This is a genomic window from Azospirillum sp. UENF 112521 (assembly GCF_058780665.1).
In genome coordinates this window covers 631,250-645,725 of the sequence record NZ_JBSNCI010000005.1, presented here as the reverse complement: position 1 = coordinate 645,725, position 14,476 = coordinate 631,250, and the positions used below count along the sequence as shown (strand labels likewise).

10 protein-coding genes and 1 pseudogene are annotated in these 14,476 nt (G+C 68.9%); 6 read left to right on the top strand and 5 right to left on the bottom strand.

Going from position 1 to position 14,476, the window contains the following annotated elements; translation table 11 throughout:
- Positions 1-101 precede the first annotated feature (101 nt).
- The gene (locus ACWPN8_RS27815; RefSeq protein WP_492243103.1) at positions 102-2,069 is read right to left on the bottom strand and encodes a methyl-accepting chemotaxis protein; all 1,968 of its coding nucleotides are present in this window, start codon (positions 2,067-2,069) and stop codon (positions 102-104) included.
- Between the two features lie 424 nt (positions 2,070-2,493).
- Here ACWPN8_RS27815 and ACWPN8_RS27810 point away from each other — a divergent pair, with 424 nt between their 5' ends.
- Positions 2,494-2,955 (top strand): hypothetical protein, encoded by a 462-nt coding sequence (locus tag ACWPN8_RS27810; protein ID WP_109095735.1) that lies wholly within the window; start codon positions 2,494-2,496, stop codon positions 2,953-2,955.
- Between the two features lie 232 nt (positions 2,956-3,187).
- On the top strand, positions 3,188-4,261 hold the full coding sequence (locus tag ACWPN8_RS27805; protein ID WP_492243102.1) for a transglycosylase SLT domain-containing protein: 1,074 nt from the start codon (positions 3,188-3,190) through the stop codon (positions 4,259-4,261).
- Positions 4,262-4,292: 31 nt separating this feature from the next.
- Here ACWPN8_RS27805 and ACWPN8_RS27800 read toward each other — a convergent pair whose 3' ends face one another.
- On the bottom strand, positions 4,293-5,318 hold the full coding sequence (locus tag ACWPN8_RS27800; RefSeq protein WP_492243101.1) for a hypothetical protein: 1,026 nt from the start codon (positions 5,316-5,318) through the stop codon (positions 4,293-4,295).
- Positions 5,319-5,517: 199 nt separating this feature from the next.
- Between ACWPN8_RS27800 and ACWPN8_RS27795 the strand changes: the two genes are divergently transcribed.
- Positions 5,518-6,846, top strand: coding sequence for a GH1 family beta-glucosidase (locus ACWPN8_RS27795; protein WP_109095732.1), 1,329 nt, complete (start codon positions 5,518-5,520; stop codon positions 6,844-6,846).
- A 17-nt stretch (positions 6,847-6,863) separates the two neighbouring features.
- Here ACWPN8_RS27795 and hutU read toward each other — a convergent pair whose 3' ends face one another.
- From hutU to hutI, 3 genes and pseudogenes are all read right to left on the bottom strand, one after another.
- A complete protein-coding gene (gene hutU, locus ACWPN8_RS27790) occupies positions 6,864-8,546 on the bottom strand; it encodes a urocanate hydratase (RefSeq protein WP_492243100.1) in 1,683 nt (560 codons plus the stop codon).
- A gap of 51 nt (positions 8,547-8,597) precedes the next feature.
- On the bottom strand, positions 8,598-9,326 hold the full coding sequence (gene hutC, locus ACWPN8_RS27785; protein WP_109095730.1) for a histidine utilization transcriptional repressor HutC: 729 nt from the start codon (positions 9,324-9,326) through the stop codon (positions 8,598-8,600).
- Positions 9,323-10,577: pseudogene (hutI, locus tag ACWPN8_RS27780) on the bottom strand (imidazolonepropionase). Before hutI ends, hutC begins: the two are co-directional and overlap by 4 nt.
- A 96-nt stretch (positions 10,578-10,673) precedes the next feature.
- On the opposite strand from hutI, the gene ACWPN8_RS27775 reads away from it, so the two are divergent.
- From ACWPN8_RS27775 to hutG, 3 genes are read left to right on the top strand one after another with little or no spacing between them, the layout of a single operon-like run.
- A complete protein-coding gene (locus tag ACWPN8_RS27775) occupies positions 10,674-12,047 on the top strand; it encodes a formimidoylglutamate deiminase (RefSeq protein ID WP_492243099.1) in 1,374 nt (457 codons plus the stop codon).
- Positions 12,044-13,582 (top strand): histidine ammonia-lyase, encoded by a 1,539-nt coding sequence (hutH, locus tag ACWPN8_RS27770; protein ID WP_109095727.1) that lies wholly within the window; start codon positions 12,044-12,046, stop codon positions 13,580-13,582. The genes ACWPN8_RS27775 and hutH overlap by 4 nt, the downstream gene beginning before the upstream one ends.
- Positions 13,579-14,394, top strand: a complete 816-nt coding sequence (gene hutG / locus ACWPN8_RS27765; protein ID WP_492243098.1) for an N-formylglutamate deformylase — start codon at positions 13,579-13,581, stop codon at positions 14,392-14,394. Before hutH ends, hutG begins: the two co-directional genes overlap by 4 nt.
- The last annotated feature ends 82 nt before the right edge of the window (positions 14,395-14,476 follow it).

Below are 14,476 nucleotides of genomic sequence, written 5' to 3'. Positions count from 1 at the left end.
CGGCATCCTGCCGCGAATTTCCCCCGACTGACTTGCAGCCCTCTTCCCGGCGACCGGGAGGGAGCTTTTTCTGTGAAGACCGCCCGCCGACCGGCTGTGCGCTATGCCGCCCGGACATTGTCGAGGAAGCCCTTGACCTCGGCCGCCAGGACCTCCGCCTGATGCGACAGTTCCTGGGCTGCACCGAGGACCTGTGCCGCCGCCGCCCCGGTTTCATTGGCAGCCTCGCGAACACTGACGATGTGCGAGGACACCTCCTGCGTTCCGACGGCCGCCTGCTGGACATTGCGCGAGATTTCCTGCGTGGCGGTGCCTTGTTCCTCAACCGCCGCAGCGATCGCCGAGGCGATCTCACTGATCTCGCCGATCACCCCGCCGATCCCCTTGATGGCGTCGACGGCGCCATCCGAATCCTGCTGCATCTGGGAAATCTGCTGCCTGATCTCCTCCGTCGCCCGCGCGGTCTGGGTGGCGAGCGCCTTGACTTCGGAAGCCACCACGGCGAAGCCCTTCCCGGCTTCACCGGCCCTTGCCGCCTCGATGGTCGCGTTCAAGGCCAGGAGATTGGTCTGGCTCGCGATATCCTGGATCAGATCCACGACCTGCCCGATCCGCTTCGCGCTGTCGGCCAGCTTGCGCACGGCTTCGTCGGTCTGCCTCGCATCGGTCACGGCATTGCCCGCCACGCTTTGCGACTGCGACGCCTGGCTGCCGATTTCGGTGATGGAGGCGGCAAGCTCCTCGGTCGCCGCCGCCACCGTCTGGACATTGGCGGACGTCTGCTCAGAGGCCGCGGCCACCGCGGCGGATTGCCGGTTCGTCTGCTCCGCGGTGGTTGACATCGACCCTGCGGACGCCTCCATTTCCGTCGCCGCCGAGGATACGGCCCCGACCAGACGGCCGACCCTCTCCTCGAAACGGTCGGCAAGGTCGAGCATCGCCGCCCGCCGGTCCTCCTGCGCCCGCTGCTTCAGAATCTCCTGCTCGGCCCGCAGCGCCTCGGTCTCGATCATGCCGCGGCGGAAAACCTCGAGCGCGTCCGCCATGGCGCCGATCTCGTCGCGGCGCCCGATCCCGGAAACGCGGATATCGGTGTTCCCCCTGGCGAGGTCGCCCATCAACTCGGTCATCCCCTGGATGGGACGCGCAATACCCCGGTTCACCAGCCAGGCAACGCCGAGCGCCACCGCGAGCACCGCCAATCCGATCAGGATCGCCGAGGTCCGCGCTTCCACAATTTCCGTGTCGAACGCGCTCCGGTCCATCGCGATGGTGTAGAAACCGATGGCGGTTCCGCGATAGTCGCGGACGGGAGCGAGCCGGACGGCATAATTGGCGCCGCCGAGCTGGTAGGTTTGCACTTCCGATTCCCGGATCAGCGCGTCCTTCATCCGGTCCTGGCCGAGGGCGAGCGCCTCGCGGAAGGTCGAGGCGAAGGTTTCGAAGCCTCCGTCCTTCACGGTATGGAACGCGACCTCGGCACCGGTCTCCTTGTGGAACGCCTCGAAAAACGGCTTGCCGAAGGAAAGGCCGACCTCGAAGGAGCCGATCTGGGCACCCTGGCTGACCATCGGCACGACGCCGCGGATGCCAAGGCCTTCCACGCCGTTCTCCAGCCCGAAGACCGGCTTGTGGGTCCTGTTCACCTCGACCACGGTGAAGCGGAACGAGGACAGGTCATCGCCGAATTTCTCCGGTCGATGAACCCGCAGGAACGATACCGATGCCGGTGTGTGGAACTGCATCTGGGTGATGCCGTGCTGTTCCTTGAGATCCTTGAACCCCTGCACGAGCATGCCCGCAAGACGGTTGCGGTCCTGAGCGGCGAACGCAGCCTGGATTTCCCCGTTCCCCGCCAGCGCCTGGGCAAGGGTCAGGGCACGCCGGGCCTCGCTCGCGACATTTGCATCCAGGAATTCCTGCAACGTCTTCAGTTGATTGTCGGCGGCATGTTCGACGAGCAGGCGGCTGAGCCACAAGTTGCTGAGTGTGGTCGCACCGACCGCCAGCACGACGCTTCCCGCCAGAGCAACCGCCAAACGGGCACCGATCTTCATTCCGCGGAACATGGTCGCTCTCCTGGGTGTACCGCAGGATCGGGTAGAGCTGCCCTGGCCTTCGCCCGGCCATACCGTCTCTGCATACCATAATAGTATGCTACGGCCGGAAATAATGAAGAAAGCCCTAACTGTATTTGGGGAGTGACCACAGCTTCACAGGAACGCTCGGTCCTGCTCCGGCAACATCTTGATCAGAGGCAGTATTAGTGGCGCATCATGTGCACAGATCTTCAGCACTTGTGCCCAAAGCGACGCCGGAAACCATGCCCCTATCCCGAGTTCCTCTGGCGGACCACCCGACGTCTTGCCTCTCCCGGGAAAGCCAAATGCCCTGCCCTCCCCCACCCAAACGGTGTGGCCCCCGCTTGGGGGCAGACAAAGCGGCGGTCGGCGTCCTAAAGTCCGCCTTCGGCGCGACAGCTTCGATGACGGAATGGGACGGGACCGCGACACCGACAGACCCAATGGGGAGCAATCCGGCGGGGAACGATCCACCAGCGCCTTGACCGGCAAGGGGCTGGACACCCTGCTGGCGGCGGCGGAGACGCTGCCGCATGCGCCGGAAGATGCGTGGCGGCTCGACCTGCTGCGGGTGGCGCTGCGCATCGCCCGCTCCACCGAGGACATCGCCGACCTGGAACGCGCCAACCTCGCCTTCAAGGCGCTGCCGCGCCGGCTGCGCAACCCGCTGGTCGACCGCGCCGCCATGCTGGCCCGGCGCGAGGCGGAGCGCGCCCAGATGACCGAGGAGCCGGAGGACGCGCCGAAGCCCGGCGGGCTGCTGGGCGGGCTGTTCGGGCGCGGCGGCGGCCGGCCGAGCCGGAAGACCGCCAAGGAGCGGCTGATGCGCGAACTCGCCACCCGCCGCGATCCGGACGACGATCGCGAAAGCTGAGGGCCGCGAGAGTTGATGGCCTGAAAATCCGGTGATGGAAATCCCGCCATAGGCCGCACCGGACGGCAGATGCCCGGACGGCCGCTTGCGCGTCCGAAGGACTGGAATGCCCCTCCCCCTCCGCGCTCTCCGGCCGCGTCGAAGGTCACAGCTGGGACGGTTTACGGCGGGCCGGGAATGTGCAAATGTCCTTACCTCCAAATCGGGCTTATCCAAAAGATTGAACTGAACGATGACCGGGGGTTCCGTGCGTCGCCTGAAGCCGTTGCTGACCTGTGCCGCCCTGACCGCGCTGCTGAGCGCCTGCGCCAGCGGGGGCGGCTCGCATCGCGTTGCCTCTCCGGAGGAAGTCGACGCCCATGTCGCGGAAGCCTCCAAGCGGTTCGACATGCCGGAGCTGTGGATCCGCGAGGTGATCCGCCAGGAGAGCGGCGGGCGCACCACCGTCAACGGCAAACCCATCGTCAGCAAGGCCGGCGCCATGGGCCTGATGCAGGTGATGCCCGCGACCTATGACGAGATGCGGCGCAAGCACAATCTGGGCTCCGACCCCTTCGATCCGCATGACAACATCATCGCCGGCACCGCCTACCTGCGCGAGATGTACAATCTGTTCGGCGCACCGGGCTTCCTCGGCGCCTACAATTGCGGTCCCGGCTGCTACGGCGACTATCTGGCCGGCAAGCGCACCTTGCCGGGCGAGACCAAGCGCTACATCGCGTCGGTCGGGCCGCGGCTGAACCGCACCCCGGCCCCCAACGGCGCCGACATCGTGCTGGTCAGCGCGCCGCCGGTCACCTCGTCCGATTCGCCGCCGGATTACGGCTCGCCCTACGCCCGGCCGTCCTCCTCCTATTCGGCGCCCGTCAATCCGGCGCCATCCTACACGCCGCCCGCCAGCAGCCGGCCGGCAGCCAGCCGCCCACCGATCGCGGTGGCGGCCCTGCCCGCTCCGGCACCGGCACCGACAGTCCGCGTGGTGGCACCCGACACCTCCACCCCCGATGCTCCGGCACCGCGGCCGGTGGCGACGATGGCGGGGGCGGCAACCGCCGGCGGTGGGGTGTGGACGGTGCAGCTCGGCGCCTTCCGCTCGCCCGACGACAGCCAGCGCGTGATCGACCGCGCCCGCAGCTCGGTGCCGGCGCTGTCGCGCTCGCAGCGGATCGTGCAGGCGGTGGACACCCAGACCGGGCCGCTCTACCGCGCCCGCCTGTCCGGCCTGTCGCAGCAGGACGCGGCCAACGCCTGCAACGGGCTGGTCAACCAGGGCATGGCCTGCTTCGTGGTGGCGCCGGGGGCCTGACCGGCCCCCGCCCCCTCGGCCCTGTTGCCGCTCAGCCTTCGCTGACGCGGCGGCAGCGTCGCTTGATCAGGGCCAGCGCCTCGTCCGCACGGTCGCCGCTCAGGTCGAACGACCGTTCGTCCAGCAGCACGCCGTCGGAGTTGTAGGCGCGCAGTTGCAGGCCGTCCGGCCCCTCGCTCACCGTCACGTCGAGGACGCCGTCGCCGGTCTCGTTGCCGGCGATGTCGAGGAAGTCGTTGACCTCGTCGAAGTTGGCATCCACATCGTCCGGCCAGACGCCTTCGGCGGTGAAGTCCAGCAGGTCGTTCAGACCGCCGACCGGCTCGCAGCGCTTGACCCGCGGGTCGGCGGCGCCGACCGCCTCGGCGAAGGCGGCCATCGACTGACGGATGCGCTCCTGCTCGATGGGATCGATCTCCATCTCCTGGCCCTCGCCGGTGAAGCCGAGGTTGAGCGGGTCGGGCATCGCCTCGCCATCCTGCACGGCATCCTCCTCGATCACCAGACCGACCACGCCGACGAGGCGGACGCCGGCGTCATCGGGAGATGCCACCAGATCCTGTTCGCGCACGAAGGCCTCCGCCGCCTCCGTCGAATCGATCAGGCGGCGCAGCAGGGTGCGGCGGTCGGCGGCCTCAAGGTAGGAGAGCGGTTCCGGGTCGAGCCACAGCGGCAGCAGGCGCATGTCGGACGCCTTCTCCAGCAGCCCGGCCGAATCCAGCGCGCGTTCGATGGTGTCGACCGACGGCGGCTCGTCCAGCCGGCCATCGACCTCCAGCGCCAGCCAGAACAGGGTCGACAGGGTCGGGTCGCCCTGCTCGTCGGTGCTCTGCGCCGTTTCCGAGAAGGCCTCGACCTCGTCCATGAAGTCGTAGCTCTCCTCCTCGCGCAGCTTGCCCACCGCGGCCTCGATCACGCCCTGGCGGTTGCCGTCCAGAACCTCGTCCAGCAGCGCGCCGAAGCGCTCGTCGTTGTTGCGCCACAGCCGGACCAGCCGGTCGGCCGGCGTCCCGCTGAACTGGCCGCCCTTGCCGTTGACTCCGTCCTTTTTCGCCATGATGCGCCCGTTCCTTTCTGAATTCACTCGTCCGGTCGGCGAGACCATAGGAGCGCCGCGCCGTCCTGTCGACCGCGATATGGTGACGGAATACCCGGCGGAGGGTGGTGCCCCCGACATCGCCCCAGCGACGATTGGCCCCTTCCCCGCCGACGGGAAAGGGGTAGGATTCCGGCACTCTCCATTCGGGTGATCCGCCATGGCCGAACGTCCGGTTTTTCCCAAAGATTTCCTGTGGGGCGCCTCCACCTCCGCCTACCAGATCGAAGGCGGGGCCGAGGCCGACGGGCGGGCACCCAGCATCTGGGACAGTTTCTGCAAGCTGAAGGGCCGGGTCGACAACGGCGACAGCGGCGATGTCGCCTGCGACCATTACCACCGGATGCCGCAGGACGTCGATCTGATGGCGGAGCTGGGCTTGCAGGCCTACCGTTTCTCCGTCTCCTGGCCGCGGGTGCTGCCGCGCGGGCGCGGGGCGCCGAACGGCAAGGGGCTGGAGTTCTACGACCGGCTGATCGACCGGCTGCTGGACAGGGGCATCGAGCCCTGGCTCTGCCTCTACCACTGGGATCTGCCGCAGGCCTTGCAGGACATGGGCGGCTGGGCCAGCCGCGACAGCATCGGCTGGTTCGAGGATTATGCGGCGCTCTGCGCCCGGCGCTACGGCGACCGGGTCAAGCGCTGGGCCACCTTCAACGAGTTCTCGGTCTTCACCCTGTTCGGTTGGGCCTTCGGCTGGGGGGCGCCCAGCATCGCCGACCGCGCCACCCATCTGAAGGTGATCCACCACGTCAACCTCGCCCACGGCGCCGGGGTCGACGTGCTGCGGACGCTGGTGCCGGATGCCTCCATCGGCGCGGTGCACAGCGTCCAGCCGATGCGGCCGGAGACCGACCGGCCGGAGGATGTCGAGGCGGCGGCCCTGTTCGACGAGCATTGGAACCGCGCCTTCCCCGACGCGCAGCTGCTGGCCCATTACCCACGCCGCATCGCCGACGCCATCGAACCGTACGTGCAGCCCGGCGACATGGCGCGCATCGCCCGGCCGGTGGACTGGTTCGGGCTGAACCACTATGCACCGGTTTACGGCCGGCGGGACGACAGCCTGATCTGGGGTTTCGGCTTCGGCTCGCCGCCGACGGGAATGAAGCGGACGGCCATCGACTGGCCCTTTGACCCCGGCTGTTTCCGCGACACGCTGCTCGACCTGACGCGGCGCTACCGGCTGCCGATCTATGTGACGGAGAACGGCTACGGCACCAAGGCGGCGGAGACACCCGACGCCGAGGGCCGCGTGGTCGATACCGAGCGGCTGTCCTACCTCCAGGCCTACATCGCGGCGATGGCGGAGGCGAAGCGGCGGGGCGCCGATGTGCAGGGATATTTCGTCTGGTCGCTGCTGGACAATTTCGAATGGGGCGGTGGCTACGGCACGCGGTTCGGCATCGTCCGGGTCGATTTCGAAACCCAGGCGCGGATCCCGAAGGAATCCGCGCGCTGGTATTCGGATTTGATCCGGGGGGCGTGACCGCCCCCCTCCCCGCCTTACTTCAGAAACGGCAGGTTCAGCCCCTGCTCCTTGGCGCACTCGATGGCGATGTCATAGCCGGCGTCGGCATGGCGCATCACGCCGGTGGCCGGGTCGTTCCACAACACGCGCTCGACCCGCTTGGCCGCCGCGTCGCTGCCGTCGCAGACGATGACCATGCCCGAATGCTGCGAGAAGCCCATGCCAACGCCGCCGCCATGGTGCAGGCTGACCCAGGTCGCCCCGCTGGCGGTGTTCAGCAGGGCGTTCAGCAGCGGCCAGTCCGACACGGCGTCGGTGCCGTCCTTCATCGCCTCGGTCTCGCGGTTCGGGCTGGCGACCGAGCCGCTGTCGAGATGGTCGCGGCCGATGACGATGGGGGCCTTCAGCTCGCCCGACTTCACCATCTCGTTGAAGGCGAGGCCGAGGCGGTGGCGCTGCCCGAGCCCCACCCAGCAGATGCGCGCCGGCAGGCCCTGGAACTGGATGCGCTTGGCCGCCATGTCGAGCCAGTTGTGCAGGTGCGGATCGTCGGGGATCAGCTCCTTCACCTTGGCGTCGGTCTTGCGGATGTCCTCCGGATCGCCCGACAGGGCCGCCCAGCGGAAGGGACCGATGCCGCGGCAGAACAGCGGACGGATGTAGGCGGGGACGAAGCCGGGGAAGTCGAAGGCGTTCTCCAGCCCCTCCTCCTTCGCCATCTGGCGGATGTTGTTGCCGTAATCGACGGTCGGGATGCCCATGGCGTGGAAGGCCAGCATGGCTTCCACCTGCACCCGCATCGACTTGCGGGCGGCAGCGGCGACGGCGGTGGGCTGGCTTTCGCGGGCGCTCTCCCACTCCTCCAGCGTCCAGCCCTGCGGCAGGTAGCCGTTCACCGGATCATGGGCGGAGGTCTGGTCGGTGACGATGTGCGGCCGGGCCTTGATGTCGGTGCCGGCGCGGCGCGCCAGTTCCGGGAAGACGTCGGCGGCGTTGCCGAGCAGGCCGACGGAGATCGCCTCGCCCTTGGCACAGGCCTCGTTGATCCAGGCCAGCGCCTCGTCCAGGTCGGCGGTGTGGCGGTCGAGATAGCCGGTGCGGATGCGCATCTCGATGCTGCTGGGGCGGCATTCGACCGCCAGCATGCAGGCGCCGGCCATGGTGGCGGCCAGCGGCTGCGCCCCGCCCATGCCGCCCAGGCCGCCGGTCAGGATCCATTTGCCCTTCAGGTCGCCGTTGTAGTGCTGGCGCCCGGCCTCGACGAAGGTCTCGTAGGTGCCCTGCACGATGCCCTGGCTGCCGATGTAAATCCAGCTGCCGGCGGTCATCTGGCCGTACATCGCCAGACCCTTGCGGTCCAGCTCGTTGAAATGCTCCCAGGTCGCCCAGCGCGGCACGAGGTTGGAGTTGGCGATCAGCACGCGCGGCGCGTCGGCATGGGTGCGGAAGACGCCGACCGGCTTGCCCGACTGGACCAGCAGGGTCTCGTCGTCGTTCAGCGTCTTCAGCGCCGAGACGATGCGGTCGAAGCTCTCCCAATCGCGGGCGGCGCGGCCGATGCCGCCATAGACGACCAGCTCCTGCGGCCGTTCCGCCACGTCGGGGTCGAGGTTGTTCATCAGCATGCGCATCGGCGCCTCGGCGAGCCAGCTCTTGCAGCTCAGTTCGGGGCCGTGCGGGGCACGGATGACGCGCTGGTTGTCGAGGCGGGATGACATCGGTGGATGGCTCCTGGTGGGAGGGATGTGCGTTTCTAGGGTCGGTTCTTGCTAATGGGGCGGCAGCTGGAACCGCGCCCCCAGCCGGTACCGGCTGCCGGGATGGACCAGCATCGCCACCGTCACCACCCGACCCTGGACCCAGGTGCGGCGGGTCACGCGCAGGCAGGGCTCGGTGACGGGGATGTCGAGCAGGCGGGCGATCTCCGCCGTCGGCGACACCGCTTCGATGACGTGTTCCACCTGGGGCGAGGATTCCAGCCGGATCAGGTACTCGCCCGGCGTCTGGCGGGTGAAGTCCTGGTCGATATAGTCGGGTGCCACCGCCGGGTTGACCCAGCGTTCCTCCAGTTGGACCGGCACGTCGCTTTCGCTGTGGACGACGATGGAATGGAACAGCCTCGCCCCGACCGGCAGGTTGAAGCGGCGCGCCAGCCCGGCATCGGCGGCAACCGCGAGCAATCGCTCCACCCGGCAGGCATGGACGTTGCCGCGTTCGGCGATCTCGTCGGCGATGCTGCGCAGCTCCACCACGTCGGTGCTGGGCGGCCGTTCGGCGACGAAGGTGCCAAGCCCCTGGACGCGGGTCAGCAACCCCTCGTCGGTCAGGTCGCGCAGCGCGCGATGGACCGTCATGCGGCTGACCGAGAATTCCTCCAGCAGCTTATGCTCCGACGGGATCTGGAAGCCTTCGGGCCAGTCACCGGAGCTGATCCGGCGGCGGATGGCCTCCTTGATCTGGGCATAGCGCGGCTGGGCGGTGGAGATGGTGTCGCTCATGCGGCCCCCGCTTCGACGTGCGGCTTGCGGACCACCCCGCCATTGACCACCGCCATGCAGGGGTTGAGGCCGATGGCATAGGCCAGTTCCGCCGGATGCTCGATGCGCCAGACCGCCAGATCGGCGCGTTTGCCCGGCGCGATCACCCCACGGTCGTCCAGCCCCAGCGCCTTGGCCGCATGACGGGTGATGCCGGCCAGCGCCTCCGCCGGGGTCAGGCGGAAGAAGGTGCAGCCCATCGACAGCATCAGCAGCAGCGAGGTCACCGGCGAGGTGCCGGGGTTGTTGTCGGTGGACAGCGCCATCGGCACGCCATGGCGGCGCAGCAGCTCGATGGGCGGCATCTTGGTCTCGCGCAGAGCGTAGAAGGCGCCGGGCAGCAGAACCGCGACCGTGCCGGCCTTGGCCATCGCGGCGACGCCCTCTTCATCGAGATGTTCGATGTGGTCGGCCGACAGCCCGCCGAACTCCGCCACCAGCCGGGCGCCGCCGAGATTGCTGAGCTGCTCGGCATGCAGCTTCACCGGCAGGCCGAGCCGCTTCGCCGTCTCGAACACCCGGCGCGTCTGGGCGACGGAGAAGCCGATCCCTTCGCAGAAGGCGTCCACCGCATCGGCGAGGCCCGCTTCGGCGATAGCCGGCAGCGTCTCGGTGCAGATGCGGTCGATGTAGCCGTCCGCATTCCCCTTGAATTCCGGCGGCAGGGCGTGGGCGCCGAGATATGTCGTCCGCACCTCCACCGGGCGGACCTGGGCCAGCCGGCGGGCGACGCACAGCATGCGCGTCTCGGTTTCGGTGTCGAGGCCATAGCCGGACTTGACCTCCACCGTCGTCACGCCCTCGGCCAGCAGGCTGTCCAGCCGCGGCAGGCTGGCGGCGAGAAGCTGGTCCTCGCTGGCGGCGCGGGTGGCGGTGACGGTGGACAGGATGCCGCCGCCGGCCCGCGCGATCTCCTCATAGCTGGCGCCGTTCAGCCGCATCTCGAACTCGCGGGCGCGGTTGCCGCCATAGACGAGGTGGGTGTGGCAGTCGATCAGGCCGGGTGTCATCCAGCCGCCCTGCCCCGACTGCACCTCGGTCGCCAGAATCCTCCGGTGCGCCGGTCAGCTCGGTGCGCGGCCCAACATAAGCGATGCGGCCGTCCTTGATGCCCACCGCCGCGTCGGCGATGGCGCCATAGCCTTCCCCGTCGTTCATCGTCGCAACGGACAGGTCGATCCACAGGGAATCCCACGGCGCACTGGTCGGCATCGGTTCGGCTCCTTCCTACAAGTTCGTGCAGCAACCCTCTTGGCATCAGGTTGCCTATACTTGTATAGTGTTGTCTATAATAGCGAGGGCGCCCTCATGAGCAACCTGTTTTTTGCCTCGGCGCTGCTGCCGGACGGCTGGGCGGAGGATGTGCTGGTCACGGTGGACGGCCGGGGCCGGATCGTTACGGCGACGCCCGGTTCCGCCTGCCCGGCCGATGCGGAGCGCTTTGCCGGGGCGGCGGTCGCCGGCATCGCCAATTTGCACTCCCACGCCCACCAGCGCGCCATCGCCGGGATGGGCGAATCCTCCGGCGAGGGCTCGGACAGCTTCTGGAGCTGGCGCGATGTGATGTACCGGGCGCTCGACCGCATGGAGCCGGAGGATTTCGAGGCGGTCGCCGCCCAGCTCTATGTGGAGACGCTGAAGGCCGGCTTCACCGCCATCGCCGAATTCCATTACCTGCACCACGACCGCGACGGCAGCGCCTATGCCGACCCGGCGGAGATGAGCCACCGCGCCATCGCCGCCGCAAGGACCGCCGGTCTGCCGATTGCGCTGCTGCCGGTGCTCTACAACGCGTCGGGCTTCGGCGGCACGCCGCCGACCTCCGGGCAACGCCGCTTCATCCATGACGGGGCAGGGTTCGACCGGCTGACCACGGCCCTGCGCCGCAGCTATGGCGACGCTGACGACGTGCAACTCGGCATCGCCCCGCATTCGCTGCGCGCCGTCCCCGACGAACTCCTGACCGAGACCGTCGCCGCCAACCCGCAAGGCCCGATCCACATCCACATCGCCGAGCAGCGCCGGGAGGTCGAGGACTGCGTCGCCTACCGCAGCCGACGCCCGGTGGAGCATCTGCTCGACACCCAGCCGGTCGATGGCCGCTGGTGCCTGATCCACGCCACCCACATGAATGACGCCGAGGTGGCGGGCGTCGCCGCCAGCGGCGCCATCGCCGGTCTGTGCCTGACAACCGAGGCCAATCTCGGCGACGGCTTCTTCGCCGCCCAATCCTATATGGCCCAGGGCGGGCGCTGGGGCATCGGCTCCGACAGCCACATCTCCGTCAGCCCGGTGGAGGAACTGCGCTGGCTGGAGTACGGCGCGCGGCTGACCAGCGAACGGCGCACCGTGCTGGCCGGCGGCCCCCGCCGCTCCACCGCCCGCCGGCTGGTCGAGGATGCCCAGGCCGGCGGCGCGCAGGCGACCGGCTTCGAGGCCGGGCGCATCGCCGCGGGCTTGCGCGCCGACATCGTCGTGCTCGACACCGACCACCCGCTACTGGCGGCGCAAATGGTATCCGGCGGCGACGCGCTGCTGGATGGCTGGATTTTCGCCGGAAACACTCCCCTCGTCCGGGACGTGCTGATCGCCGGACGCGCCGTCGTCCGCGACCGCCGCCACCCGCGCGAGGACGAAATCGCCGAACGCTTCAAAAAGACACTTGGGAGACTTCTGGGATGAGCGAGACCATCACTCTGGTTCCGGGCGCGCTGTCGCTCGACACGCTGCGCAGCATCTACCGCGACCGTCCGGCCCTGACGCTCGACCCGGCGGCCTATCCGCGGATGGAACGCTCGCGCGCCCTGATCGACCGGATCGCCGGCGGCGACGAGGCGGTCTACGGCGTCAACACCGGCTTCGGCAAGCTCGCCCACACCCACATCGCGGCCAGCGATCTGGAAAAGCTCCAACGCAACCTGATCCTGTCGCATGCCACCGGCGTCGGTGCCCCGCTGGCCGATGGCGTGGTGCGGCTGATCCTGGTCATCAAGGCGGTCAGCCTCGCCGTCGGCGCCTCGGGCGTCCGGCCGGCGCTGGTCGACGCGCTGCTGAAGCTCTATGAGGCCGACGTGCTGCCGGTGGTGCCGGGCAAGGGCTCCGTCGGCGCCTCGGGCGATCTGGCGCCGCTGGCCCATCTCTGCGGCGTGCTGCTCGGCATCGGCCATGTCCGGGTGAAGGGCGAGACGCTGCCGGCGGAAGAGGGTCTGCGCATCGCCGGGCTGCCGGTCTTCGACCTGAAGGCCAAGGAGGGTCTCGCCCTTATCAATGGCACACAGGTCTCGACCGGTCTGGCGCTCGCCGGCCTGTTCGAGATCGAGCGCACCTTCAAGGCGGCGCTGGTCGCCGGCTCCCTATCGGTCGAGGCCGTGATGGGCAGCCATCGTCCGTTCGACGCCCGCATCAGCGCGCTGCGCGGCCAGCCCGGCCAGATCGCCGTTGCCGCCGCCTTCCGCGACATGCTGGCCGGCAGCGAGCTGAACGCCAGCCACCAGGGCCCCGACTGCCACCGGGTACAGGATCCCTACAGCCTGCGCTGCCAGCCGCAGGTGATGGGCGCCGTGCTCGACCAGATGCGGCAGGCCGCGCGCACCCTGGTGATCGAGGCCAACGGCGTCACCGACAACCCGCTGGTGCTGGTCGACACCGACGAGGTGCTGTCCGGCGGCAACTTCCATGCGGAACCTGTGGCGATGGCCGCCGACCAGCTCGCCATCGCCGCGTCGGAGATCGGTGCGCTCGCCGAACGCCGCATCGCCATGCTGATCGACACCACCATCAGCGGCCTGCCGCCCTTCCTGGTCGCCGAACCGGGGCTGAACTCCGGCTTCATGATCGCCCATGTCACCGCCGCCGCGCTGGCGTCGGAGAACAAGACGCTCGCCCACCCGGCAAGCGTCGACAGCCTGCCGACCTCCGCCAACCAGGAGGACCATGTCAGCATGGCGACCTTCGCGGCGCGCCGGCTGGGCGACATCGCCGGCAATGTCGCCGACATCGTCGGTATAGAGCTTTTGGCCGCGATTCAGGGTCTGGAGTTCCATCGCCCGCTGAAGACCACGGAGCGGCTGGAGCAGGCCATCGCCACCATCCGTGCCCAGGTGCCGCGTTACGAGGTCGACCGTTACTTCGCCCCGGATCTGGCCGCCATCGGTACCCTGGTGCGCGACGGGTCGCTCGACCATCTGATGCCGGTATCCCTGGAGACCGCACAATGACCGACACCATCTTCGATCTGGAGCGAGGCGACGGGCCGCTGGTCATCAGCATGCCCCATTGCGGCACGGACCTTTTCCCAGGTCTGGCCGAGCGGCTGACGGACGAGGCGCTGACCCTGCGCGACACCGACTGGCACATCCCGCGCCTGTACGGCTTCGCCAAGGACATGGGCGCCACGCTGCTCAGCGCCCGCTATTCCCGCTATGTCGTCGACCTCAACCGCGCCTCGACCGGCGAGAGCCTCTATCCCGGACAGGCGACCACCGGCCTCTGCCCGGACGTGATGTTCGACGGCACGCCGCTCTACCGCGACGGCCAAGCCCCCGACGAGGCCGAAGTGGCGCAGCGGGTCGAGGCCTATTGGCACCCCTACCACGATGCGCTGGCGGCGGAGCTGGAGCGGGTGAAGGCACGGCATGGCTTCGCCCTGCTCTATGACGCCCATTCGATCCGCAGCCATGTGCCGCGGCTGTTCGACGGACGCCTGCCCGACCTCAATCTGGGAACGGCGCGCGGCGCCAGCATCGATCCGCAGCTGGCCGCCCAGGTCGTCGCGGCGATGGAGAGCGCCGCGGCGGCGGAAGGCTTGACCTGCGTCACCAACGGCCGCTTCGTCGGCGGCCACATCACCCGCGCTTATGGCCAGCCGGCGAACGGCGTCCACGCCATCCAGATGGAACTGGCGCAGGACCGCTACATGGACGAGGAGGCGCCGCCCTTCGCCTATCGCCCGGACCGGGCTTCAAGCCTGCAGCGGGTGCTGACCGCACTGCTGAACGCCTTCGCCGGCTGGCGGCCAGCACAGGGCTGACAGAAGCCGACAGGCACGTGGGGGCGGGGAACCGCCCCCGCATCCGCCGCGTTCCCCTGCTGCGCCGGTTTTCGCGGCGCGG